The sequence below is a fragment of the Georgenia sp. Z1491 genome, from assembly GCF_057652395.1.
Genome location: NZ_CM172729.1, coordinates 472,021 through 497,181 on the forward strand (window position 1 = coordinate 472,021; position 25,161 = coordinate 497,181).

The 25,161-nt window shown below is 72.4% G+C and carries 19 protein-coding genes and 3 pseudogenes; 3 read left to right on the top strand and 19 right to left on the bottom strand.

Annotation, left to right across the window (positions count from 1 at the left end):
- Positions 1-119 precede the first annotated feature (119 nt).
- Positions 120-290, top strand: a pseudogene (locus AC24HA_RS02230) (IS3 family transposase); the annotation flags it as partial.
- A 194-nt stretch (positions 291-484) separates the two neighbouring features.
- On the opposite strand, the gene AC24HA_RS02235 reads toward AC24HA_RS02230, so the two are convergent.
- Positions 485-1,702, bottom strand: coding sequence for a hypothetical protein (locus AC24HA_RS02235; RefSeq protein ID WP_463648949.1), 1,218 nt, complete (start codon positions 1,700-1,702; stop codon positions 485-487).
- A gap of 241 nt (positions 1,703-1,943) precedes the next feature.
- A pseudogene (locus AC24HA_RS02240) lies at positions 1,944-2,719 on the bottom strand (zinc-binding dehydrogenase); the annotation flags it as partial.
- Between AC24HA_RS02240 and AC24HA_RS02245 the strand changes: the two are divergent.
- Positions 2,715-3,230 (top strand): annotated as a pseudogene (locus AC24HA_RS02245) (ISL3 family transposase); the annotation flags it as partial. The pseudogenes AC24HA_RS02240 and AC24HA_RS02245 overlap by 5 nt on opposite strands.
- Positions 3,231-3,338: 108 nt before the next feature.
- On the opposite strand, the gene AC24HA_RS02250 reads toward AC24HA_RS02245, so the two are convergent.
- The 13 genes from AC24HA_RS02250 to AC24HA_RS02310 form a co-directional block, all read right to left on the bottom strand.
- Complete coding sequence (locus tag AC24HA_RS02250; protein WP_463648950.1) at positions 3,339-3,650, bottom strand: thiamine-binding protein; 312 nt, start codon at positions 3,648-3,650, stop codon at positions 3,339-3,341.
- A gap of 13 nt (positions 3,651-3,663) precedes the next feature.
- Entirely contained in the window at positions 3,664-3,846 is a 183-nt protein-coding gene (locus AC24HA_RS02255) for a thiamine-binding protein (RefSeq protein ID WP_425710182.1), read from the bottom strand.
- Between the two features lie 112 nt (positions 3,847-3,958).
- Positions 3,959-5,131 (bottom strand): imidazolonepropionase, encoded by a 1,173-nt coding sequence (hutI, locus tag AC24HA_RS02260; RefSeq protein ID WP_425710181.1) that lies wholly within the window; start codon positions 5,129-5,131, stop codon positions 3,959-3,961.
- Positions 5,128-6,831: a urocanate hydratase gene (gene hutU / locus AC24HA_RS02265; RefSeq protein WP_425710180.1), complete on the bottom strand. Its 1,704-nt coding sequence runs from the start codon at positions 6,829-6,831 to the stop codon at positions 5,128-5,130. The genes hutI and hutU overlap by 4 nt, the downstream gene beginning before the upstream one ends.
- 50 nt (positions 6,832-6,881) lie before the next feature.
- Positions 6,882-8,141, bottom strand: coding sequence for a formimidoylglutamate deiminase (locus AC24HA_RS02270; protein ID WP_425710179.1), 1,260 nt, complete (start codon positions 8,139-8,141; stop codon positions 6,882-6,884).
- Positions 8,138-9,352, bottom strand: coding sequence for an allantoate amidohydrolase (locus AC24HA_RS02275; RefSeq protein ID WP_425710178.1), 1,215 nt, complete (start codon positions 9,350-9,352; stop codon positions 8,138-8,140). The genes AC24HA_RS02270 and AC24HA_RS02275 overlap by 4 nt, the downstream gene beginning before the upstream one ends.
- 77 nt (positions 9,353-9,429) lie before the next feature.
- Positions 9,430-10,437, bottom strand: a complete 1,008-nt coding sequence (locus tag AC24HA_RS02280) for an ABC transporter substrate-binding protein (protein ID WP_425710177.1) — start codon at positions 10,435-10,437, stop codon at positions 9,430-9,432.
- A gap of 95 nt (positions 10,438-10,532) precedes the next feature.
- The gene (locus AC24HA_RS02285) at positions 10,533-11,213 is read right to left on the bottom strand and encodes an IclR family transcriptional regulator (RefSeq protein WP_425710176.1); all 681 of its coding nucleotides are present in this window, start codon (positions 11,211-11,213) and stop codon (positions 10,533-10,535) included.
- Between the two features lie 146 nt (positions 11,214-11,359).
- Positions 11,360-12,706, bottom strand: a complete 1,347-nt coding sequence (locus AC24HA_RS02290; RefSeq protein ID WP_425710175.1) for an ABC transporter substrate-binding protein — start codon at positions 12,704-12,706, stop codon at positions 11,360-11,362.
- 284 nt (positions 12,707-12,990) lie between these two features.
- Positions 12,991-13,929, bottom strand: a complete 939-nt coding sequence (locus AC24HA_RS02295) for a carbohydrate ABC transporter permease (RefSeq protein ID WP_425710174.1) — start codon at positions 13,927-13,929, stop codon at positions 12,991-12,993.
- Positions 13,926-14,942: a carbohydrate ABC transporter permease gene (locus AC24HA_RS02300; RefSeq protein WP_425710173.1), complete on the bottom strand. Its 1,017-nt coding sequence runs from the start codon at positions 14,940-14,942 to the stop codon at positions 13,926-13,928. The genes AC24HA_RS02295 and AC24HA_RS02300 overlap by 4 nt, the downstream gene beginning before the upstream one ends.
- Entirely contained in the window at positions 14,939-15,394 is a 456-nt protein-coding gene (locus tag AC24HA_RS02305; RefSeq protein ID WP_487563574.1) for a SprT-like domain-containing protein, read from the bottom strand. The genes AC24HA_RS02300 and AC24HA_RS02305 overlap by 4 nt, the downstream gene beginning before the upstream one ends.
- 4 nt (positions 15,395-15,398) lie before the next feature.
- Positions 15,399-15,764 (bottom strand): energy-coupling factor transporter transmembrane component T family protein, encoded by a 366-nt coding sequence (locus AC24HA_RS02310; RefSeq protein WP_425710171.1) that lies wholly within the window; start codon positions 15,762-15,764, stop codon positions 15,399-15,401.
- A gap of 168 nt (positions 15,765-15,932) precedes the next feature.
- On the opposite strand from AC24HA_RS02310, the gene AC24HA_RS02315 reads away from it, so the two are divergent.
- A complete protein-coding gene (locus AC24HA_RS02315; RefSeq protein ID WP_425710170.1) occupies positions 15,933-17,336 on the top strand; it encodes an NAD(P)-binding domain-containing protein in 1,404 nt (467 codons plus the stop codon).
- 23 nt (positions 17,337-17,359) lie between these two features.
- On the opposite strand, the gene AC24HA_RS02320 is transcribed toward AC24HA_RS02315, so the two are convergent.
- The 4 genes from AC24HA_RS02320 to hrpA all read right to left on the bottom strand — a co-directional run bounded on the left by AC24HA_RS02320 (position 17,360) and on the right by hrpA (position 24,775).
- On the bottom strand, positions 17,360-18,559 hold the full coding sequence (locus AC24HA_RS02320) for a hypothetical protein (RefSeq protein ID WP_425710169.1): 1,200 nt from the start codon (positions 18,557-18,559) through the stop codon (positions 17,360-17,362).
- 278 nt (positions 18,560-18,837) lie between these two features.
- Complete coding sequence (locus AC24HA_RS02325) at positions 18,838-19,116, bottom strand: GNAT family N-acetyltransferase (RefSeq protein ID WP_425710168.1); 279 nt, start codon at positions 19,114-19,116, stop codon at positions 18,838-18,840.
- Positions 19,117-19,240: 124 nt separating this feature from the next.
- Positions 19,241-20,029, bottom strand: a complete 789-nt coding sequence (locus tag AC24HA_RS02330) for an ICP22 family protein (protein WP_425710167.1) — start codon at positions 20,027-20,029, stop codon at positions 19,241-19,243.
- 216 nt (positions 20,030-20,245) lie between these two features.
- The gene (hrpA, locus tag AC24HA_RS02335; RefSeq protein ID WP_425710166.1) at positions 20,246-24,775 is read right to left on the bottom strand and encodes an ATP-dependent RNA helicase HrpA; all 4,530 of its coding nucleotides are present in this window, start codon (positions 24,773-24,775) and stop codon (positions 20,246-20,248) included.
- Positions 24,776-25,161: the final 386 nt, after the last annotated feature.

The window sequence follows — 25,161 nt, forward strand, 5'->3', positions numbered from 1 at the left end:
CGTCGGTCACGTCGAGGTCTTTCGGATGGATGGCGTAGGAACCTCCATCGTCGGGAGACCTCGACGTCTACCTGCGGACCGACGCGCCCGGCCGACCTACACCCTCATCTGGGAAGAGCCAGGAAAGCTTCCTGGATCGCAAGCACTGGCGGACCCGAGAAGAGCTCCGGACCGCCATCATCACCTGGATCGAGAGGACCTACCACCGACGCCGCCGACAGGCCCGCCTGAGCCGATTGACCCCCATCGAATACGAAACCATCATGAACCCGGCCGCCCTCGCGGCCTGACACCCCAACTGTCGCCTATCCGTGCGGCAGTCCCTTATCAGCGTTGCGGGTATGGCTATGGTGATCGCTTCTATGTCGTACCAAAAACGAAAGTAGTAGCTCGTTGAGGGATCCCTCAGCGGGAATTCATTCGGGCAGGGCTTACGTACGCCAAGAACTTGAGCCCCACCATCCGCCAACGACCTATTGGCTCCTCAGTGGTCCGGGCCTGCATCGGAGTCCTCTGCACGAGATGTGTCGTCGTTCTGCGCCGCGTCGTGGACCGCGCTGTCGTTGTTCTCTGCGCTGCGTGAGCGGCGCAGCGCCTCGCGCCGTGCGCGCTCCCGGTAGCTATAGGCGGCCTCGTGCACCGACTCTTCACTTTCGAAGCCAGACCCAATCGCACCCGCGATCGTCGCAGCGGCGGTCGCGAACAGGGTCACCAGTAGATACTCGCCCAGTCCGTATTCGTCTCCGGCGTACTGGCTGAACACCTCCGGAGTGAAAACGATCAGCGCGGCAGTCAGGTTCAGGACGAACAGCCCCGCATAGCCGCACGTCAGCCCAATAGCGAGGGTCAAGACAGTCGACGCGTTGAACAGCACCGTTCGCTCACGTTCCTGCGGCGGCAGATCTTTGGCTCGTTCCCAGAGGCGGTGATAGACGATGAGCCAAGTGATCATCGCCGTAATCGAGGCAACGACGACGGCGACCAGCTGCCACGCTGCCATGGTGAGTGCGAGTTCCCACAGCGTGGTGTTCAACAGATAGAACGCGCTGAACGCGAACGCTCCCACCAACGCCCCTCGGAGACCGGAGACCAGCCGCCACGGACGATTATCCCGGACCATTCCCACGAGCAGCCGCAGACGCCCGCGGTTCGCGAAGATACGGACGTCGACCCCGTCTTGGTCTGGGGTCGTCCGCTCGAAGGCGCCGCCCAGAGCCGGGACCCGTGACCGCCGATGCGCCTGGGACCCGTCCTTCGGAGTGGTCCCGCCGCGCATGTCCCCAATGAGCTGTGTCACCACCTCTGAAACTCGCCTTCGTAGGCTCATGGCCCCGAAGGCCGGCAGTGAAACCACCGCCACGTTCCGACTGTGGTCGGCGTCAGCGACGACGGGGCGCCGGTCGATCATCAGTGGGAGGTCGGTCACGCATACCGCGAGGTCCCAGCCATGTTCCCGCTTACGCTCGACTGCCAGGTCCATCATCTCGAACCGCTTCTCGTCACTGGGAGGCAACCTCTCTCGGTGCACCTCCACTCTCCAGTGACCGTCAGAGAGCTGCTCGGCGAGTAGGCCAGGCAGTTCCCGTTCGAGATGCTTCGCGACTGTCAGGGTGGTGGCGACCGGATCGGCCACCACCCCGACCACTATCTCCCCCGTCGGGCTTTGCGTCGCCCCGATGGGTTCACTCTTGTGAGTCATCAAAAGTCGACTCCTTCTGCGTTGTCAGTTCGCGTGCTCCTACCGGCTTCTCAGAGTCTCGATTCCTCACCCCAGAGTGCTTCAGCTGATTTCAGGCACCAGGGAAGCGACCCCGGTTCATGTCAGGCGAGAGCACACGTCGACCGGCGGCCTTGAAGTTCTCTTGCTGTCCCACTCCTCGAGTGGACACTCAAGCTTCCACGTCCCGCGTCAGTCTATAGGAGGAGGTGGGGTTGAGCACCACTTAGGTCCACCCGTCCTCGCGGGCGTCGAAGTGTGCGTAGAAGTCCGGGGCGGGAGATTGTGGGACACGATCCACGAGGGCGTGACCTTATCGGCGGCGATGAGATCGCGAAGGTGCCGGTTATAACGCTTGACCGGGGCCTGTCCACATCCCATCTGCTGGCCTTTGAACCAGAAATTGCCGAAGTCGAACCGCGCTTTCCCCTCCTGAGCAAGCTCATCTGGGGCTCCTGGAGCCTCCGGGATAAACACCCCGACGGTGCCGATTCCTCCTGTGAACCGCACGGAGGAGACCAGGGCATTCAAGGTCGCCGCGTTATCCTCATTGCCCTGGACATCGTGGGCCCGGTAGCCGACACACTCAGCCCCTCGGTCAGCCCCCACACCCTTGGTGTGCTCCATCACCTGTACGACAGGGTCACCCTTGGAGTCATCGATCTCGGTGGCCCCGATCTGTTCGGCCAGGCGCAGCCGATCAGGATGACGATCAACGACCATCACCTTCCGGGCTCCCTTGACGGTCGCCGAGAGAGCCGCCATCAGCCCCACCGGGCCGGCTCCATAGATGAGGACGCTCTCTCCGGGCGTGAGGCCTGACATCTCCACGGCGTGCCAACCTGTGGGGAAGACATCGGAGAGCATCACGTAGTCGTTCTACTTCTCACGGGCATCCTCGGGGAGCCGCAGGCGCTGGAAATCACCCCAGGGCACCCGCAGGTACTCAGCTTGACCTCCGACCCAGCCGCCCATATCGGCGAACCCATACGCCACCAGTGCTGTCGATGACGTCCGTCGGCGTATCCAGCAGCAGACACCCGGACATCGGGGTCGGGAGGGTGATCCGCTCTCCGGCATCCGCAACCTGCTGCGGGCCAGACGGGAACGCCCCACCGAGAGACAGCCGGCCCGTCTGCAGTTGGCGTTCGTCGCGCACGAGGATCACATCAGTGTCGAGGTCGCCTACCAACGCGCCCAAGACGTGCGTGACATGTTCCTCCGAGACTCTCTCGCCCGGGGGAAGCGGCTCGCCGCCCGGGTGATCGAGGCCTTGCCGACGTGCCCGATCCCGGAGATCGCCCGGCTGGGCAGGACGCTGCGGAAGTGGCAGAAGACGATCTTGGCGTACTTCGATACCGGTGGTGCCAGCAACGGTGGCACCGAGACCATCAACGGGATCATCGAACTTGGCCGCCGCATCGCCCGCGGGTTCCGCAACTTCGAGCACCATCGACTCCGCATGCTGCTCATCGCTGGAGGCCTGGATGCCTCACCCCACACTCAGCTCTGAAGAGCCGGAAAGGCGGGGGCCTCCTCGTCATGAGGGACGAGGAGGCCCATCGCATCGAGAGCACGTCCAGTTGAGGATCACCGTCTCGGACGGCTGCGGGCGCGGTTACTACTCATCCGACTCCGAGATCGCCTGTTCGAGCCGTTCGACCTTGGCGTCCAGCTCGCCCTCGTAGCCCGGACGAATGTCAGCCTTGATGACGAGAGAGACCCGCGAGCCGAATGGCTCAACGGCTTCTGTAGCACGCTTCAGCACGCCGAAGACCTCGTCCCAGGTACCTTCAACCTCGGTAAACATGCTCGACGTCCTATTGGGCAAACCGGAGTCGCGGACGACCTTCACTGCGGCAGCGACAGCATCGTGGACTGATCCATCTTCGCGGCCAGTTCCGGACGGGGCAACGGAGAATGCAAGCAACATGGCGGTTCCCTCCTCAGATTCCTGCGGGCCTGATGAAAGACCCATGTCCTAGATCGACGATCCTTGTGAACATGGCACTGGTCTCGTTGGGCAGACCCGAGTCGCGGACGATGCCGACGGCGCGTGCCACGGCCTCGCCGACGGAGCCGTCCGGGGCGTCGGACACCGTGGGAGCCACGGAGAAGGCGAAGAGCATGTCGGCCATGCTAGGAGGTGCCCTGAGGCGGTGCTGGAACGGCACAGGAGCAGGACCCGTGCCGCACCGGCGCCCGAGGGCTGCGCCGGACCGCTCAGCTCGCGCGGACCGCTCAGCCCGTCCGGACCCCTGCCCGCCAGACCGCGTGCGTCGCGGGCATGCCGGGGCGGTAGGCCAGGTGGATCGCCGCCGGGTGGGTGAGGACGTGCAGGTCGGCACGGTGCCCGACGGCGATCGAGCCGACCGGGCCGATCCCGTCCGGCCCCTCGCCGGTCTCGCGGCGCAGCGCCCGCGCTCCGCCCCACGTCGCCGCCCGCACCGCCTCCTCGATGGACAGCCCCATCTGCAGCACGGCGGTGCTCACGCAGAACGCCATCGACGAGGTGTAGCTCGTCCCCGGGTTGCAGTTCGAGGCGATGGCCAGCGTGGCTCCGGCGTCGAGGATCTCGCGCGCCGGTGCCAGCGGCATGCGGGTGGACAGGTCGCAGGCGGGCAGCACGGTCGCCACGGTGTCCGAGGAGCCGAGCGCCTCGAGGTCGTCGTCGTCGAGGAAGGCGCAGTGGTCGACGCTCGCCGCCCCGAGCTCGACCGCGAGCTGCACGCCGGGGCCGTGGCCGAGCTGGTTGCCGTGGACACGCAGGCCGAGACCTCGCTCCTGGCAGGCCTCGAGCACGCGCCGCGACTGCTCGGCGTCGAACGCCCCCGTCTCGCAGAAGACGTCGGCCCACCGCACGTGGGGCGCCACGGCGTCGAGCATGTCGCCGACGACGAGGTCGACGTAGTCCTCGGCCGCCCACCCCGACGGCACGAGGTGGGCGCCGAGGAAGGTGACCTCGTCCACGAGGGCGGAGGCCACCCGCGCCGACCGCTCCTCGTCGTCGACGGTGAGGCCGTAGCCGGTCTTCGTCTCGATCGTCGTGGTCCCGCCGGCCACCGCCTCGGCGACCCGGTGCGCGACCAGCGTGGCGAGGCGTTCGTCGTCGGCGGACCGGGTGGCGTCGGTCGTCACCTGGATGCCGCCCGCGGCGTAGCTCTCGCCGGCCATCCGGGCCTGGAACTCCGCCGAGCGGTCGCCGTCGAACACGAGGTGCGTGTGGGAGTCGACCCAGCCGGGCAGCGCGGCTCGGCCCCCGACGTCGGTGCTCCGGTCCGCAGCCGGCGCACCCGAGGCGGGCCCGACCCAGGCGAACCGGCCGTGCTCGACGACGACCGCCGCGTCCCGGATCGTGCCGAGCGCCGGATCGACGGTCGTCAGCTCGGAGATCCCGGTGATGAGCTCGCTCACGGGTGGTCCGCCATGGGGATGCGGACCCCGCGCTCCCGGGCGACGTCGGCGGCGCGCTCGTAGCCCGCGTCGACGTGCCGGATGACACCCATGCCGGGGTCGTTGGTCAGCAGCCGCTCGAGCTTCTCCGCGGCCAGCTCGGTCCCGTCGGCCACGCCGACCTGACCGGCGTGGATCGAGCGGCCGATGCCGACCCCGCCGCCGTGGTGGATGGACACCCAGGTGGCGCCGGAGCTCGTCGCCGTCAGCGCGTTGAGCAGCGGCCAGTCGGCGACGGCGTCCGAGCCGTCGAGCATGGACTCGGTCTCCCGGTAGGGGGAGGCGACCGAACCGGAGTCGAGGTGGTCGCGGCCGATGACGATGGGCGCGGACACCGCGCCCTCGGCGACGAGCCGGTTGAACAGCAGGCCGGCCTGCTGCCGCTCGCCGTACCCGAGCCAGCAGATCCGGGCCGGCAGCCCCTCGAACTCCACGTACTCGCCGGCGGCGTCGATCCAGCGGTGCAGGTGCTCGTTGTCGGGGAAGAGCTCCTTGATCGCGGCGTCGGTCACGGCGATGTCGGCCGGGTCCCCTGACAGCGCCACCCACCGGAACGGCCCGAGCCCCTCGCAGAACAGCGGGCGGATGTAGGCGGGCACGAAGCCCGGGAACTCGAAGGCCCGCTCGTACCCGGCCTTGCGCGCCTCGTCGCGGATCGAGTTGCCGTAGTCGAAGACCTCGGCGCCGGCGTCCTGGAACCCCACCATCGCCTCGACCTGCGCGGCCATCGACTCGCGTGACTTCTTGGTGAATCCGGCAGGGTCGGCCTCGGCCTCCGCGGTCCACGTCTCGACGTCGACCTCGCGCGGGAGGTAGCTCAGCGGGTCGTGCGCCGAGGTCTGGTCGGTGACGACATCGACCGTCAGCTCGCCGGCGACATGGCGGCGGAGGATCTCGGGGAACACGTCCGCGGCGTTCCCGACGAGGCCGACGGACAGGGCGCGGCGCTCCTCCTTGGCAGCGACCACCTTCGCGAGCGCGACGTCGAGGTCGGTCTCCACCTCGTCGAGGTACCGCTTCGCGCGGCGGCGCTCGAGGCGCGTGGTGTCGACGTCGACGATGAGCACCGCCCCTCCGTTGAGCGTGACGGACAGGGGCTGCGCGCCGCCCATGCCGCCGCAGCCGCCGGTGAGGGTGAGCGTGCCGGTGAGGGTGCCGCCGAAGCGCTTGTTCGCGACCGCCGCGAAGGTCTCGTACGTGCCCTGAAGGATGCCCTGGGTGGCGATGTAGATCCACGACCCCGCGGTCATCTGCCCGTACATCATCAGGCCCTCGGCCTCGAGCTCGCGGAACGTCTCCCAGTCCGCCCAGTCGCCCACGAGGTTGGAGTTGGCGAGCAGGACGCGCGGCGCCCACCGGTTGGTGCGGAAGATGCCGACGGGCTTGCCGGACTGGACGAGCAGCGTCTCGTCGTCGGCGAGGTCGGTCAGGGCGGCGACGATCGCGTCGTAGGCCTCCCAGGAGCGGGCCGCGCGGCCGGTGCCGCCGTAGACGACGAGGTCCTCGGGACGCTCGGCGACCTCCGGGTCGAGGTTGTTCATCAGCATTCGCAGCGGGGCCTCGGTCTGCCAGCTCCGCGCGGTCAGCTCGGTCCCGCGGGGGGCGCGGACCTGCCGGGAGGGGTCGTGCCGGGTGAACGCCGGCCGGTCGGTGGTGGTCACTGGTGGTCCTTTCGCGGAGCCGTGGGTGGCTGGTAGGTCGGGGTGGGCGGTCAGCCCTGGTCGTGCAGGTACGCCGTGAGGAGCTCGCCGGGGTCGCCAAGCGTGGTGTGGGCACCGTCGCGGGCGATCTCACGCCCCCCGACGACGACGCTCGCCACGTCGGCGGCGCTCGCCGTCAGGGGGAGCTGCTCGGGCAGGGAGCCCGCGGTGCGGGCGGTGGTCGTGCGGACGAGGACGTGGTCCTCGTCGTGGTTCCGGTGCCCGGTGCCCTCCCGACCCCGGTGGGAGCCCGCGCCGATCGGCAGTGCGAGGCTGCGGCGCCCCCCGTCGGTGGCGGCGGCCAGCAGCTCCGCGGGGGAGAAGCGGCCTCGGGAGACGGACGCGAGTCGCTCGCCGTGCTCGAGGGCGCGCATCTCGAGGAAGGGGTCGACGACGGCGTGCTGGTCCGAACCGAGCGCGAGGTGCGCCCCGGCGTCGGCCAGTGCCCGGGCGGGACCGATGCCGTCACCCAGGTCGGCCTCCGTCGTCGGGCACATGACGACCGTGGAGCCCGCGCCGCCCAGGAGCGCGATGTCGTCGTCGCTCAGGTGCGTGGCGTGCACGGCGGACAGGCGCGGGCCGAGCAGGCCGAGGGAGTCGAGCAGCCCGGTCGGGGTCAGGCCGTGGGCGGCGAGACAGTCTGCGTTCTCGGCGGGCTGCTCGGACAGGTGGATGTGCAGCGGGAGGTCGGGGTCCAGCCCGTCGGCGACGACGGCGAGCTCGTCCACGGGCACGGCGCGCACCGAGTGCACCGCGCCGCCGACGGTGACCAGGTCGTCGGACTCGTCGGCCAGGGCTCGTCGCAGGGCGTCCAGCCGGTCGAGCCAGCGGCGGGCGTCGCCGTCGCCGAACCGCGTCTGCTCCGGGGCGAGCGGCTGGCCGATGCCGCCGGCGAGGTAGAGCGTGTCCAGGAGGACGAGTCGGATGCCGACGGCCTGCGCGGCGCGGGCGAGGGCCCGCTCCATCGCGTGGTCGTCGTAGGGGGTGCCGTCCGGTGCGTGGTGGACATAGTGGAACTCCCCGACCGCGGTCCAGCCGGCAGCGGCCATCTCGGCGAACACGGCGGTGGCCAGGCGTTCGTAGCGCGTGGGGGTCAGGGCGGCCGCCGCGGCGTACATCTGCTCGCGCCAGGTCCAGAAGCTGCCCGATCCCGCGTGCGTCCGGCCGCGGAGCACGCGGTGGAAGGCGTGGCTGTGGGCGTTGACGGGACCGGGCAGGCGGACGAGGCCGGGGGCGACGACGGAAGCCTCGCCGGGGGCGGGGACGGTCACGCTCCCGGCTCCAGGCCGACCAGGACGTCGGCGAGGGCCAGGCCGCCGCGCTCGGCGTCGTCGTCGGAGGCGTGCTCCTGCGGAGCGTGCGAGATCCCGGACGGATTGCGCACGAACAGCATCCCGGACGGGACGTGCGCGGCCAGCACGCCCGCGTCGTGACCCGCGCCGGTCGCGAGCCGTGCCGCGCCCGGCAGGAGCCCCGCCAGCTCGCGCCCCAGGGCGGGGTCCAGGTCGACCGTCGCGCTGAGGGACTCCTCGACGACGTCGACGGTGCACCCCTCCTCGGCCGCCGCGGCGTGCGCGGCCGCTGAGATCGCGGCGACGACCTCGGCGGTGATGGCGTCGTCGGGGTGCCGCACGTCGAGCCACATGTCGACGCGCGACGCGATGACGTTCGTGCCGCCGGGTACCGGGACGACGCGACCGATCGTGGCGCGGGCGTCAGGGCGTGCGGCGGCTGCCTCGCGGGCGGCGAGCACGACGCGCGCCGCGGCGACCATGGGGTCGTGCCGGTCGGCCATGAGCGTGGTGCCCGCGTGGTTGCCCTGGCCGGCGATCGACAGCCGCCAGCGGCCGTGCCCGAGGATCGACGTCGCGACCGCGATCGCAGGTCCGAGCGGGTCGTCGCCCAGCCCGCGGCCCTGCTCGACGTGCAGCTCGACGAACGTGCCGATCCGGGCCAGCGCCTCCGGGTCGGGACCCAGGTGGTCCGGGTCGATGCCGGCGGCGGCGCTCGCCTCGGCGAAGGAGATCCCGTCGGCGTCGGTGAGTCCGCGCGCCCGGTCCGGCTCGATCGCCCCGGTGAGGAGCCGCGAGCCGAGGCAGGCCACGCCGAAACGGGAGCCTTCTTCCTCGGGAAACACGGCGACGGCGAGGCCCCGGCCCGGGGTGTGACCGCGTCGTCGCAGCTCGTCGATCGCCGCGAGCGCCGAGGCGACGCCGAGCGGCCCGTCGAACGCTCCCCCTCCGGGGACCGAGTCGAGGTGGGACCCGGTGACGATCGCCCCGTCCCGCGGCTCGCCCCACCACGCCCAGATGATCCCGTTGCGGTCCGTGCTCACGTCGAGCCCGCGCGCACTCGCCTCGCCGACGAACCATGACCGCAGGTCGCGCTCCGCGGTGGAGTAGACCGGTCGCGAGTAGCCGCCGCGGGACGGGTCACGACCGATCTCGGCGATGTCGCCGAGCAGGCGGGCCACGGACGTCATGGGATCTCCTTCGGTGGTGGGGCGGGGGCCGAGGTGCGGGTGCGGGCGATGCGGACCGGGGTGCGTCGGCCTGTCCGTCAGCGGGAGCTGCCGTAGAAGGCGTCCCAGTCGGGCGTGTCGGACATCGCGCCGTAGCTCACGGCGGCCTCGGCGAGCGCCTCGACGCCGTCCCTGTTGATCTCCGGCAGGAACTGCGGCATGGCGATCTCCGCCGCGACGTCCGGGTCCATGCCGGTGAACTCGACGATGGCGTCACGGGTGGCGTCCTCGTCCTCCATCGCCAGCTCGAACGCCTCGTGCATCGCGGCGACGAACCGCTCGACCAGGTCTGGGTCCTCCGCGGCGAGCTCGGTGGAGGCGAAGTAGAACGCCGAGTCGAAGTTCTCGGACATGTCGGTCATCGGGCTGGCGACGATGTGGCCGCCGTTCTGGAGGATCTCCGTGCGGAACGGTTCCGTGGTCCACGCGGCGTCGACGTCGCCGGCCTCCAGGGCCGCCGGCATGCTCGGGTAGGGCAGCTCGACGAACTCCACCGTGTCGGGATCGGCTCCCGCCGCCTCCATCGAGGCGCGGATCGTGATGTCGGCGAAGTTGTTGAGCGCGTTGACGGCGACGGTGCTGCCCTCGAGGTCCTCGATCGACTGCAGCGACTCGTCCAGCGACGCCACCTCGGTGACGTCGTTGCCGGGCTCGTTCGTCGACGTCGAGCCGTTGGACACGACCTCGATGCCGATCCCGGTGTCGTGCGCGATGAGCAGCGACGCCACGTTGGAGTAGCCGAACTGGAACTCGCCGGAGATGACGGCCGGGATGATGGCCGCGCCGCCCTGGGCGGCGACGAGCTCGACGTCGAGGCCGTGCTCCTCGAAGATGCCCTCCTCGACGGCCATGTTGAGGGGGACCACGTCGGCGATGGGGATCATCCCGACGGTGATCTGGTCGAGACCGCCGCCGGATCCGTTCGATCCGGACTCGTCGCCGGTGTCGTCCGAGTCCTCCGACGAGCCGCAGGCCGCGAGGAGGAGGGCGAGCGTGGCGACGCCGGCGACTCCGGCGTGCCGACGAGTGGGTGCTGTGGTGCGCATGAGGTGGGTCCTTTGCTGGTCGATGGGGCGGGGCGGGGCGTGGTCGGGTGGCGCGTCGGGTGCGACGTCGGTGTGGTGTGCGGTCGGTCCGGCGCTCAGCCGTCGGGCTCGTGGGTCTGGCCGGAGGACAAGGTGGCGGAGAGCTCGCCGGTGGCGCTGACGAGCTGCCGGCCGGCACGGCGGACCGCTGCGTCGTCGAGGCGTGCGCTGGGCGCGACGATGCTCATCGACGCGATGGACCGGCCGCCGGCGCGCACGGGAGCGGCGATCGCGGTGACGTCGCCCTCCACGCCGGCGTCGACGACCGCGTATCCGCCGGTCAGGCCGCGGCCGGTGAGCGCACGGCCCGCGGCGCTCGTGGCCAGCGGGATCGTCTGCCCCACCCAGCCCGAGTACTGGAGCAGGTGCGGGCCGCGGACGGCGTCGAGGTACTGAGCGGTGCCGGACCTGCCGCGGACCGCGAGGTAGACGGACTCGCCGACCTGCTCACCGAGGCGCTCCATCGTGGGACGCGCGAGCGCGACGAGCGGATCGCCGGACAGGACGCGGGCAGCGAGCTCGATGGCCTTCGCGCCCGGTGCCCACAGCCCGTCGGCGGATCGGTACGCGAGCCCGGTCGACTCCAGCGTGCGCAGGTGGCGCAGCGCGGTGGAGACGGGCAGGTCGCAGGCCGACGCCGCGCCCGAGACGGTGGCGCGCGAGGAGCGGCACAGGTGCTCGTAGAGAGCGAGCACGCGCTCGGCGCTGCGCGCTCCGCCCGACGGTGCGACGCCCATGGCCCCTCCTCGCAGTGATGCCGCGTCGTCGCGGCGAGGTGCGGGTCACGCTACGAGCGAGCGCACCACTGCGTGAAGGAGCGTTTTCACCAGGTGGTGGGTGGCGGGGGGCCGGCGAGTGGAGCTGTGGTGGCCGCGCCGACGGGCTACTCGATGCCCATCTCCGCGTTGCCGTCCTCCTGCGCCTGGGCGAGCGCCTCCTCGACCGGGATGGCACCGAGGAACATGTCCTGGAAGATCGGCGTGATGACATTGGCGCCGGCGTTGATCTGCGCCCCGACCGGGGACGGCGCGGTCGGCTCCTGGGCGGCGTCGACGAAGACCGAAACGTCCACCCCCTGCTCGGACCAGTAGTCGATGTAGGACTGCTGGGCGTCGACGGCGCCGGGGAACGCCGCGCCGGTCTCACCGAGCGGCGCCTGCCCCTCGGCCGAGCCGATCCAGCGCAGCACCTCGGTGGTCGCCTCGAGGTTCTCGGACTCCGCGTTGCCGACCGCGGCGACGCCGTGCACCACGCCGATGCGCCCCTCGGGTCCGGCGACCATGGGCGCGAGGCCCCACTCGAACTCCGCGTTCTCCGCGACGTGCGGGAGCGAGTACGGGCCGGACTGGAACAGGCCGAGGTCGCCCTGGACGAACAGGTCGCGTGAGAAGTCGCCGTTGACGTTGGTGTCGGCCGCCGACGGCGCCACCTGGTGCGTGTTGACGAGGTCCACGAGGTACTGGAACGCCTCGACGCCCTCGGGGGAGTCGAACGCGAAGCCGTCGGTCTCGGGGTCCTGGAACTGCGCGCCGTTCTGCGCGAGGAAGTCGACGTAGATCGCCTGCAGGTCGGCCTGGCTGTTGAAGCCGTACGTCTCGCGGGCGTCGGCGTCGAAGCCGTCGTCCCCGGGGTGGCGGCCCTCGGCGTCGGTGGTCAGGGCGGTGGCGGCCTCGAGGAGGGTGTCACCGTCGGCGGCGTCCGGACGCCACTGGAGGTCGGCGACGTCGATGCCCGCCTCCTCGACGAGGTCCGCGTTGTAGAACAGGGCGATCGAGTCCCACAGCTGTGGCACCCCGTAGTTGACGCCGTCCCGCGTGTAGAGGTCGACGACGGACTGCTCCCACTCGTCGTGGTCCTCGCCGAGGGTCTCGTCGATGTCGAGCAGTGTCCCGTTGTCGGCGTAGGTGCCGAAGTTGGAGGTGTTCGTCCAGAAGATGTCCGCCATGTCGCCGGACTGGACGTCGAGCGGGAGCTGGGTCCAGTAGTCGCCCCACGGGATGACCTCGACCTCGACCGTGATGTCGGGGTGCTGCGCGCTGAACTCCTCGAAGGAGGTCTCGTACGCCTCGGCGGCGACCTCGTCCCACAGGCGGAACGTGACGGTCGTGCCGTCACCGTCGGTCCCGGACTCGCCGCCCGGGTCGTCGGCCCCGGGGGAGCACGCCGCCAGGGTCAGGGCCGTCGCCGCGAGCAGTGCGGCGGTGGTCAGCGGGCGGCGAGCACGGATCATCGGATCCTCCATCGGGTCTCCGGGCGCGGAAAGTTGAAGATTACATGAGTCGCGTGCTCGGCGTTCGGTCATCCGGTGGCCGGACAGCGGGCCGGCCCGTGCCGCGCGCCGTGCGCATCGAGCTGGACCTTGCCGTGTGCGCTCCGCGCCGAGCTGGACCTGTGTCCGCCGAGCTGGACCTTGCTGAGGTCAGGTTCGACGGCGCAGGGTCCAGGTCGGCAGGAGTGGGCGGAGGCGGGCGAGAGCTGGCGCAGGTGGGCGCGAGTGCTCGACGGGACGCGACCTCAGCGGCCCGCGCCCACGCCGATCGCGCGCGTGATGTGCCGCTGGAAGATGAGGAACAGGACGATGAGCGGGGACATGGCCACCACCGCGGCGGCCATGACGAGCACGACCCGGTCGTCGTACTGGGTCTGCATCGCCGACGTCGCGGTGGTGAGCACGTGCCACTCCGGGCGCGGTGCGATGATCGAGGGCCACAGGAAGCTGTTCCACTGGGTGACCACGGTGATGAGCAGCAGCGTGACGACGATCGGCCGGTTCATCGGCAGCACCACCGACCACAGCCGCCGGAGCACGCCTGCGCCGTCCAGGGTGGCGGCGTCGAGGAGCTCGCGCGGCATGGAGCGGAAGTTCTGCCGCAGCAGGAAGACGGCGTAGGGCGAGCCGAGCACGAACGGGACGACGAGCCCGGCGAACGTGTTCTTGAGGTCGGCGAGCGTCATCATCGTGTAGAGCGGGATGATCGTCACGACCGCCGGCACCATGAGCGTGGCCAGGTAGCACCAGAAGAGCGTCTCGCGCCCCCGGAACTCCAGCGTGGCGAACGCGTACGCGGCCAGGATCGAGGCCACGAGCTGGCCGGCGACGAGGACCGCCACCATCTGCACCGTCACCGCGATCGGTACCCAGAAGTTCGCGCCGTCGCCGAACAGGGCGCGGAAGTTCTCCAGCGTCAGGGGGTCGGGCAGGGCGAGCGGGCTCTCGGTGGCGAACTGGCGGTTCGTCTTCAGCGCGGTCATCACCGGCAGCAGGAGCGGGGCGAGCGTGACCACCGCGCCCGCCAGGAGCAGCAGGTAGGTCAGCGCGTGGGCGGACCCGCGGCCGACCGACACCGGGCGGCGGCGCCTGCGGAGGCGGGGTGCGTCGTCCTCGGGGGCGTCCGTCGGCGGCGGTGGTGGGCCCGCCGCCGAGAGCTGGGTGTCCGGCTGGTTGGTGCTCATGACATGTCGTAGGTCGTGCGGGACGCGAAGTACCGCTGCTGGACGAGCGTGATCGCGACGAGGACGACGAACAGCACGACCGCCATCGCCGACGCGCTGCCGAGGTCGAGAGCGACGAACGCCTCCTGGTAGATCCGGGCGGCGATGACGTCGGTGCTGCCCGACGGGTAGCCGGGGCTGCCGCCCGTGAGCCCGTACACGAGGTCGTAGACCTGGAAGCTGGAGATGACGGTGGTGACGAGGACGAAGAACATCGTCGGTCGCAGCAGCGGGATCGTCATCGAGGTGAGCATCCGGAAGGGGCCGGCGCCGTCGAGCCGGGCCGCCTCGTAGATGCTCGGCGGGATCTGCTGGAGGCCCGCGAGGAAGAACAGCGAGACGTAGCCGATCGAGGACCATGCGGACACGAGCGCGACGGCGGGCAGCGCGAGCGTGGGGTCGCTCATCCACTCGACGCGCTGGCCGAGGATTGCGTTGATCGCCCCGTTGCTGGGGGCGAGCATCCACTGCCAGACGACGCCCAGCGCGAGCGGCGAGCACACCCACGGGAGCACGTAGATCACGCGCAGGATCCCGGAGCCGGGCAGGTGGCGGTTGAGCAGGACGGCGAGGAGGAGCCCGGCGCCGACCGTCAGCGGGATCGCCATGAGCACGTACCCGGCGGTGACGAGCAGGGCGCCGCGGAACTGGCGGTCGCCGGCGAGGTCGGTGTAGTTCGTCAGGCCCGCCCAGGTCGGATCCCCGAGCAGGTCGTAGTGCGTGAGGCTCATGCCGAGCACGAGGAGCACCGGCAGCCCGAGGAAGAGGATCAGCCCGACGAGCGAGGGCGCGAGAAGCGCGTAGGCCGCGGCGGTCTCGCGGCGTCGGCGGGCGCGGGCCGACGCCGGGACGCCCTCGCGACCGGAACCGCGGGGTGGTCCGGAGGGCGGTGGCGTGTCGCCGGGACCCGCCGGGGTGCCGGGTACCGCGGCGCCCGGCGGCGGTGGCGTGCCGGTCGGTGCCTCTCGCCTCATGCCGCACCCCGGACGTGGGTCCACTCGATGACGGCGCTCCGGCGCAGGGCGGGCGGGCACCGGCGGCACAGGTAGGTCGCGCGCGGGCGCTGGTAGCGCTGGTGGAGGTGGCCGGCCGGGCAGCGCCCGGACCACGGGGCAGGGACGCTCGGGCTGTCGGGAGCGGTCGTGCGGCGGGGGGAGCCCCCGATGCGCACGACGGCGGCACGCCACCGCGGGCCGTGACCGACCCGCGGTCCGACCAGGGCGTGGGCGATCTCGTGCAGGACGACGTCGCGCACCTCGTCCTCCGTGTAGAGCTCGACGAGGTGGCGGGACAGGGTGATGCGGCGGTCGTGGAAGTGCGTCGCGCCGGCGCGACGGACGGCCCGGTCGAGCGCGACCGTCCACCCGCGCAGCCCGTGCTCGGCCACGAGGGATCGTGCAAGGCGCAGCGCGCCGGGTCCGTCCACGGTGCTACGCCCGGTTCCCGTCGCGGCCGGGGCAGGGGCCGGTGTCGGTGCCGGGGTCGGCGTTGCCGTCGGCGTCGGTGGTTCTGACGTCGGCGGCGTCGTCCCTGCTCGAGCGGGCGCGGATGCGGGCGGAGCGCCACGCGCTGAGGGCGGCCACGAGGACCACGGCGAGCATGAGCCACCGGACGGGACCGCGGGTGGTGGACGCGACGATGACGATGAGGACCGCGAACGCCAGCACCGACACCGTGGGGATCCGGTGCAGCGGGGAGCGCCCGAGACGGACGGGCTCGAAGGGCCGCGGACCGTCGTCGGAGGGGCGCCCGTGCCGGCGTGCGCCGTCGCGCTCCGGCGAGTCGTCCATGGTCACCGGGCCACGGTACGTTCCCGCGGCGTCGGGGGTCCCGCACCCGGCCGACGGCGTGTGGATCACCACGTGGCACGGCCGCCTGTGGGTACCGTGGCGGGCCGCACGTGGTGGCCGGGGGCGAGCGTGAGTGACCAGGTGGGCCCGGGTCCGGCCGGGTACCGTCGCGGCATGGACAGCGCGGCGACCGGCCCCGACCGCCGTGCGTCGCCCCGACGGACCCGAGAGGCTGCCGGGCACGACGACATCGATACCGACACCGACGCCGAGCTGCGCGACGACGGCGGCGAGCCCTGGGGCGAGTACGTCGAGACCCGACGACCGGTGCCGGGCCCGACCGGGTGGGTCCCGGTGCTCTCGCCCAGCGGTGACCCCGACGGCGAACGGCTCACCGTGCGCCCCCGCCGCCTGCCCGGGGACTCGACCGCCGCTCGGGCCGGCGACGCCCCCGTGGACCGGGGCGCGGGCGCACGTGAGGTGGATGTCGTCGTCGTCGGAGCCGGCCAGGCCGGACTCGCCACCGCATACCGGCTGCAGCGGCGCGGACTCGTCGGGTACGCGGGCGACCCGGTGGAGCAGACCGGGGCGACGCGGCACCGCGGGCACGTGCCGGACTTCGTCGTGCTCGACGCCGAGGACGGGCCCGGCGGCGCCTGGCGGCACAGGTGGCACACGCTGACGATGGCGACGGTCAACGGGATCCACGACCTGCCCGGCGCGGGGTTCCCGGAGCCGGACCCGGTCGAGCCCGCGTCCACCGCGCTGCCGAGGTACTTCACGACGTACGAGGACATGTTCGACCTGCCGGTGCTGCGGCCGGTCGTGGTCATGGCCGTCGAGCGCGCCGACGACGACCCGCGCGGTCGGCTCCTCGTCCACACCGACCAGGGGAGCTGGGCGGCGCGCGCCGTCGTCTCCGCGACCGGCACGTGGTCCCGACCGTTCTGGCCGACCGTCCCGGGCGTCGACCGGTTCCGCGGCCGGCAGCTCCACACCCACGACTACGCCGGCCCGGAGGAGCACGAGGGTGATCGCGTGGCGGTCGTCGGCGGCGGGATCTCCGGCGTAGGGCACGTGCTCGAGCTCTCGCACGCGGCGGAGGCGCTCTGGTACACCCGCACACCGCCGCGGTGGTCGACCGGACGGTTCGACCACGAGGCCGGGCGCGGCGTCGAGGAACGGGTGACCGCACGGGTCGAGCAGGGGCTGCGGCCGCTGCCGGTGGTCGCCGAGACCGGGCTGTTCCTCGGGCCGGCCACGAGACGCGCCATGGACGCCGGCGTCCTCGCCCGGCGTCCCATGTTCACGGAGATGACCGAGCACTCTGTGCGGGAGGCCGACGGCACGCTCACGCCGGTCGACACGATCCTCTGGGCCACCGGGTTCCGGCACGAGCTGCGGCACCTCAAGCCCATGCGGATCCGCACCCGCGACGGTGGGGTGCTCGTGCGCGGGACGGAGGTCGTCGACGAGCCGCGCCTGCACCTCGTGGGGTACGGCGCGGGCGCCTCGACGGTGGGGGCGACCCGGGCGGGGCGGCGCGCGGTGGCGGCGATCATCGACCTGCTGGGGTGAGGGCGGCTCACCGCCGCACCGCGTCACAGGTCGTCGACGTAGGGGCCGTGGGGGAGCGGGCGCTGATCGTCCGCGAGGTACGCCCACGCGCAGGGCCGGTAGCCGTTGGAGCTCGCGAGCGCCTCGGGCTGCGCGTCGTAGACCTGGTGCACGAGGATCCAGTTCGGCCGCCACAGGAACTCGTGCCGGGAGACGTCGACCTCGAGCCACCAGTCCGGCCGTGGCTCGCCGAGCGGCGCGCTGCCGTCGACCGGTGCGGCGTGCAGCTCGACGTCGCCGACCGGCCACATGTCGTCGGTGGCGTACTGGAACTGCGGGCAGATCCCGCCCTCACCGCTCAGGCCGCCGGTGAGCACGGGCCACCCGGACTCCAACGTGACGTGGCGGGTGTGCACGATCGGGCCGTCGGTCGCGCAGTCGCCGGAGGTGTCGTCCTGGTAGCGCAGCGCCTCGGTCACGGCGAACGCCCCGTCGACCGCGGCGACCTCGTGCACGGTGTCCCCGCAGCGGGCGGTCCGCGCCACCGGGCTCTCGACCTGCACGGCAGCCTCGGCCTCCGGGTCCCACGTCCAGATGTACCAGGTCTCCTCCACGGCGTTGCCGTCGACCACCTCGAGCACGGCGAGGGCGTCCTCGTGGCCGTCCCCGTCGACGTCCGCGAACTCGATCTGCTCGCCCACCGTGTAGATCCGCCCGTACTCGTCGCCCTCGACGGGGACGACGGATTCCCCCGTGAGCGCCTGCCGCCACGGGAGGGTCGACAGGTCGACGTCGCGGATGGTCGGGCCCGCCTCCTGGGCCTCCTCCCCGACCTCTTCCCCGACGACGCCGTAACCCCCGCCCGCGGCGCCGTCGGACAGGGTCTCGGCGCCGGTCTGGTCGGCGTCGACCTCCACGGCGTCGTCCGAGCCGGACTCGACGGGGGCGAGCTCGGGCGTCCCGTCCGCGGCGTCGTCGACCTCGACGTGGACCTCGTGCTCGGTCGTCCCCTCGTCGTCGGAGCCTCCGCAGGCGGTGAGAGCCAGGAGGAGCGCGATGAGCGCGGCGCCCGCCGCGGGGCGGGCGGGGGAGGTGTCGATCGGACCGGCCGCGGGTTGGCTGCCGTCGGGCCCGGTACTGGTGGGCCTCGTTCTCTCGGGCCCGGTGTCGGTGGGCCTGGTGTCGGCCGCGCGGGGGTCGTCGGCACGGTCGAGCGGCGGGCGTCGGTGAGCGGGAGCTGACATCGGCGCGGCCTTCCAGGTCCAGGTCCCCCTGCGTCGGCGCGTCCGTGCGCCTGCGACGATCCTGGCCGGACCGGACCGACGGCACAAGCCCCTGCCGCGACTGCGCAGTCGCGCCCCCCCGACGCGTCGTCGGCAGGGCGCAGCGTGTGGTCGCGCGGGTCCGCGAGCTGGACCTTCGAGTGTCGAGGTGGACCGTGCTGAGGTCCTGGTCGGGCGGCTTCGGTCCAGCTCGGCGGAGTGGGTCGGCGAGCCGGACCCGTCGACCGGCCCCGCAGCCGTCAGGCGCGGATGTCGGCGAACTCCGGGTGGGCGTCCATGTAGTCGACGACGAACGGGCACACCGGCCGGACCATCCCGCCGCGCTCGCGCACGTCGGTCAGCGCGAACTCGACGAGCCGGCCCGCGAGCCCCTGCCCGCGCTGCTTCGGATCGGTGAACGTGTGGTCGAAGACGTGCATGTCGCCCTCGAGGACGTAGGTGGCCTCGCCGGCCTCGACACCGTCGACCGTGGTGACGTAGCGGCTCCTGGCGGGCTCGTGCGTGAACTCGGTGCTCATGGGCACGACGCTACGGCCCCCGGCGCCGGAGCGCTCGGGGGCCGTGGTACGCGGTCGGGGTTGGCGGTGCGGCTCAGCTGGCCACGCGGGTCAGCCGGCCGCCCGGGTCGGCCGGCCACGCGGGTTAGCTGGCGGACGGCTGCAGCGTCGCGTCGATCGCGTCGACCATCTCGGTGCTGTCTCCGTTCACGGTGACGGTGAGCTGCATGAGCTCGCCGGTCGAGGCGTTCTCCACGATCCAGTGGACCTCGCCCGGCTCCAGGCCGAGCGTCTCGAAGCGGTAGACGCGCAGACCCTCGGCCGCATCGACCTCGCCGTCCTCCCAGTTCACGTCCTCCGGGAGGCCCTCGACCATCATCTGCTCGAAGGCCGCGATCTCCTCGTCGAAGGTGCCGGTCATCTGGTGGTTCTCCGGGCCCTGGACGACGAGCAGCTCGGCCGGCTGAGGGTCGGATTCCGGCGTGGCCGGGAGGGACCACTGCCACAGTCCGGGCTCCTGGCGATCCTCCACGGCGTTCTCGGGCAGCTCGAACGACACGAAGCCGGCCTCGGCGCGCGGGGGGACCGAGGCGTTCGGGTCCTCGGCAGCCGGATCCTCTGCGCCCGGGTCCTCGACGGGAGGCTCCCCGGCGCCGGGGTCCTCAGCGCCAGGCTCCTCGTCACCCGGTACGACGGAGTCGTCGACGCTGCCGTCGTCGGACGGCACGGTGGCGGGATCCTCGTCGGCCGGGGGCCGGTCGTCGCTCGGAGCCTCGGCCCCGCCGTCCTGCTCGCCGTCGGTGGCCGGCGGCTCGATGTTGGCGTCGCCGTCACCCTGGGGCGACGCCTCGTCGTCGGAGCTGCAGGCGACCGCTCCGCCGGCCAGGAGCAGGACCGCGGTCGTGGATGCTGCGTATCGGCGGATGGTGGACATGTCGTCCTCCTCTCGGGGCCGGTGGCAGGCCCGTCGCGGACCCGGTCGACCCTCGTCGGTGCCGACCGGACGGTGGGGGAGATCCGAAGCCCTCCCCGTCGTGCACCCTCGACGCTACGAGCGCCCGGGACGGTCCTGCAGGCCCGTGACCTGGGTAGTTGGACCCAGGAAGGCCCGGCCCGCCCGACGGCCGGCGACCCTGTCGGTCGCGGGGCCCTAGCCCCCGAGCGCCGCCGCGATGGCCTTGCGCACCCGCGTGGTCGAGACCTTGACCGGCGTGCCGAGCTGCTGGGCGAACAGGGAGACCCGCAGCTCCTCGATCAGCCAGCGCACCTCGCGGAGCCGGGCCTGGGCGTCGGGGTCGTCCCCGGCGCGGGCCCGGGCCGCCTCGAGGGCGTCGACCATCTCCTGCACCTGCCAGGCGGCCGCGTCGTCGGCGTGCACGTTCTGCGCGGCCCGCTCGAGGCGGCGCTGGGCCGCCTTGAGGTAGCGCGGCAGGTGGACGAGGTGGTCCGGGCCGGTCACGGCCACGAACCCGTCGAAGACCAGGTCACCGACCGCGGCGCGCACGTCGGTGACCGCTCCGAGCAGGTGGATTGAGCTGGAGGCCTTGACCGTGGCCTGCAGCTCGCGCCAGGCGTTCATCACGTTGACCACCGTGCCGGCCAGCTCGAAGACCCGGTCCTCGAGCCGGGTGCGCACGTGCGCGACGAGCTCCTCGAACCGTTCCTTGTCCCGCAGCATCCCGGCTCCGCCGCTCACGTGCTCGGCGCACCAGTCGTCGACGATCTCGGTGACCGCGGCCAGCTGGAGGTCGGACACGAGCGCGCCCGTGCTCGGGTAGGGCGAGGAGGCCAGCGCGAGCGCGTCCTGCCCGCCCCACCGGGTGCTCACCCGCTGCTCGGGCAGCGCGGTGGCGGCCAGCGCCAGCCGACGCACGCCGAGACGGTGCGCGCGGACCTGGGAACCGGCGTCGGGCAGGACCCGCAGGGCCACCGAGGTGGCCTCCTCGACGAGCGCGGGATAGCCGCGCACGACCAGCCCGGCCGGCCCGATCGTCTCCACGCTGGCCGGGATCGCCCCGCCCGGCACGTCCGGCCAGGTGGTCAGGCCCTCCTGCTCGACGGCGGTCGCGGCCCCGGGAGCGGTCCCGCCGGCCGCGGGGTCGGAGGCTTCCACAGCGGCCTCGCTCCCGCCCGCGCCGCGGCCGCCGGAGGAGCGGCCCCCGCGCGCACCGGCACCGGACTTGGCGGCACCGGACCCACGGGCGCCCCCGGCCCCCTCCCCGGCGGCGGACCGCGCCTCGGCCATGGCCACCGCGACGGCGCCGCGCACCGCCGAGGCGACCGCGCTCTCGACGGCCGGCGCCAGCTCGCGCTGCAGGGCGAGCAGCGAGTCGCCCTCGCCGAGCACCGCGCCCTTGGCGGAGACGACCCGGAACTTCATCCGCAGGTGCCCGGGCAGCTCGGCGGACTCGCCCCAGGCGGCCTCGTCGATCTCCACCCCGCGCACCTCGCGCACGGCGGCGGCGAAGGCGTCCTGCCAGGCGGGCACGTCTGCGGGGTCGACCCGGCCGCCCTGCCGGCCCGCGTCCCCGGGGGCGGCGGCGACGGCGTCGTGCCAGTCGGGCATGGCCGCCACGACGGCGCGCGCGACGTCCGGGGCGGGCACGAGCTCGCGCCGCACCCGCTTGGGCAGCGCGCGGATCGTCGCGACGGCGAGCTCGTCGACGTAGCTGGGCACGAGCCAGTCGAACCCCTCGGGACGCAGCCGGCCGAGGACCTCCACCGGGACCGTCGCGGTGATGCCGTCCGCCCACGCGCCGGGTGTGAAGTCGTAGGACAGGGGGAGGGTGAGGTCGCCCTGCTGCCAGGTCGAGGGCTGGTCCGCCTCGGACACCGGGTTCTCCGGCACGAGCTCCTCGAGCGTGAGGGTGAGCAGGTCCGGGGTCTCGCGCCGGGCCTTCTTCCACCACGTGTCGAAGTGGCGGGCGGAGACGGCCTCGGCGCCGACGCGTTCGTCGTAGAAGGCGAACAGCGTGTCCTCGTCCCCGACGACGCCGTGGCGCCGCAGCCGTGCCTCGACCTCTCTGGCCTCCTCGAGCACCGCCGCGTTGTCCTTCACGAACCGGTGGTGCGTGCGCCACTGGCCCTCCACGAGCGCGTGGCGGACGAACATCTCCCGCGCGAGCTCGGCGGCCGTGGCGTCGCCGATCGGCTGGTCGCCGAGGCGACCCAGCAGTACGGGACGGTCGGCAGCCAGCGTCATGCCGTACAGCAGGACGCGCTCCTTGACCATGGCGGCGCCGTTGCGGGTGGACCAGTAGGGCTCGGAGTACGTGCGGCGCAGGAGGTGCCCGGCGGCCCGCTCCACCCAGTCCGGGTTCACCCGCGCGACCGTGCGGGCGAACAGTCGCGAGGTCTCGACGAGCTCGGCCGCCATCACCCACGGGTACGTCTTCCGCGAGAGCCCCGAGCCGGGCCAGATGACGAACCGGGTCCCGCGGGCGCCCGCGTAGTCGCGCTTGCGCTCGTCGTAGCTCCCCAGGTTGGACAGCAGGCCGGTGAGCAGGGCCTGGTGGACGGAGTCCGCGGACGCGGCGTCCGACCCGCGTCCGAGCGCGACCACGGTGGAGGCCACGAGGTCGGTGTCCGGCGTGTCCACCTCGGCCGCCGGCGGCAGGGCGAGGGGGCGCAGGTGCAGGCCGAGGGGCTTGGCCAGCTGGCGGAGCTGGGTGACGACGTCCTGCCACTCCCGGATGCGCAGGTAGTTGAGGTACTCCCCGCGCACGGTGCGGCGGAACGCGGAGCCGGACAGGTCCCGCTGGAGCGTGCGCAGGTAGCGCCACAGGTTGAGGTAGGCGAGGAAGTCCGAGGTCTCGTCGACGAACCGGCGGTGCTTCTGGTCGGCCTGGGTCTGCTTCTCCACGGGCCGCTCGCGCACGTCCTGCACGGACAGGGCCGCGACGACGACCATCACCTCGGCCGCGCACCCGAGCCGCTCGGCCTCCAGCAGCATCCGTCCCAGGCGCGGGTCCACGGGCAGGCGGGCCAGGTCCCGGCCCACGCGGGTCAGCTCGGTCGACCCGGGCTCGAGGGCACCGATCTCCTCGAGCTGCTGGACGCCGTCGCGCACGGCCCGCGTGTCCGGGGGGTCGACGAACGGGAACTGCGCGACGTCGCCGAGCCCGAGCGAGGCCATCTGCAGGATGACCGAGGCGAGGGAGGTCCGCAGGATCTCGGGCTCGGTGAACTCCGGACGGTTGTCGAAGTCCCGGCGCGAGTAGAGCCGGATGGCGACCCCGTCGGCGACGCGGCCCGAGCGCCCCGACCGCTGGGCGGCGCTCGCCCGCGAGACCGGCTCGATCGGCAGCCGCTGCACCTTGGTCCGCGTGGAGTACCGCGAGATGCGGGCCGTGCCCGGGTCGATGACGTAATGGATGCCGGGCACGGTCAGGGACGTCTCGGCGACGTTCGTGGCCAGCACGACGCGACGGGTGCTGTGCGGGGCGAAGACCCGGTGCTGCTCGGCGGCGGTGAGCCGCGCGTACAGGGGGAGGATCTCGACGGCGCCCGGCACCGTCGACCGGCCCCCGGGCGCCAGGTACCGCTCGCCCAGGTGCTCGGCGAACGCCACGTGGGTGTCGCGGATCTCGCGCTCGCCCGAGAGGAACACGAGGATGTCGCCGGGCCCCTCGGCGGCGAGCTCGTCGTAGGCCCGGAGGATGCCGGTGACCTGGTCGATCGGCTCCTCGGGGTCGGCGGGTGAGCCGCCCGCCGGGCCGCTCCCCGGGCCGTCGGCGCGCCGGGCGGAGGCCGCGGTGCGGGTGCGTCCGTCGTCGTCGGGGGACTCGTCCTCGTCGGTCTCGTCGTCGACGTCGGGGACGAGCGGACGGTAGCGGACGTCGACCGGGTAGGTGCGGCCCGTGACCTGGACGACCGGGGCCGGGCCGTCCATCCCTGCGGCCTTCCCGAAGTGCTCGGCGAAGCGCTCGGAGTCGATCGTGGCGGACGTGATGACGAGCTTGAGGTCGGGACGGCGCGGGAGCAGCTGGGCGAGGTACCCGAGCAGGAAGTCGATGTTCAGGGACCGCTCGTGGGCCTCGTCGACGATGATCGTGTCGTAGCGCCGCAGCAGCGGGTCGCGCTGGATCTCCGCGAGGAGGATGCCGTCGGTCATCAGCTTGACCAGCGTGGTGGCGGACACCTCGTCGGTGAACCTGACCTGGTAGCCGACCTGTTTGCCGAGGTCGACGTCCAGCTCGGAGGCGATGCGCTCGGCGACGGACCGGGCGGCGAGGCGACGCGGCTGGGTGTGCCCGATCATGCCCTCGACGCCGCGGCCGAGGTCGAGGCAGATCTTCGGCAGCTGGGTGGTCTTGCCGGACCCGGTCTCGCCCGCGACGACGACGACCTGGTGGCTCGCGATCGCCGCCGCGATCTCGAAGCGCCGCTCGGCGACCGGGAGCTCCTCGGGGTAGCTGATGACGGGGACCGCGGCACGGCGGGCCTCGACCTGCTCCGGCGTCGGGGGGCGAGGTCCGCGCGCCACCCGGTCCGCGCCGCGCGCCGCGCCACGACCCCTGCGGCGTCCCCCACGACGACTCGCCGTCGTGTCCGTGCCGGTACCGTCGTTGGGGATGCCGGCCCCGTTGCCGTGACCACCGGTGGGGCGTCGGTTCGCGCGCCGACGCGGCTCACCCTGGTCGGGGCGGCGGGGATCGTGGTCGGCGGAGGTCACGGGCATCCATTGTTCGGCATGTCCGCCCCAGGATGCACCGGGAATCGGGAGATTCGGGGCGCACGCGTCCCTGGAGGAAGCGAGATGTGCGTCGACGGCCGTGTTCGTGTGCGTCGGCGGCGCGGGTCGGGTGTCGGCGCTGCGCGCGCCGTGCCGAGAGCGCGGGTTCCGTGTCGAGGGCGCGGGTTCCGTGTCGAGGCCGCGGGTTCCGTGTCGAGTGGACCCCCGGCGGCCATCCACTCGGCGTCTTGACCGCGCCTTCGGTGGGAAACCGCGCTCTCGGCGACACCTCGCGCTCTCGGCCATATTCCGCGCCCTCGGTCGGAAACCGCGCTCTCGGCGACACCTCGCGCTCTCGGCAGGGAACCCCGCACCAGGCGTGCACCCATTGT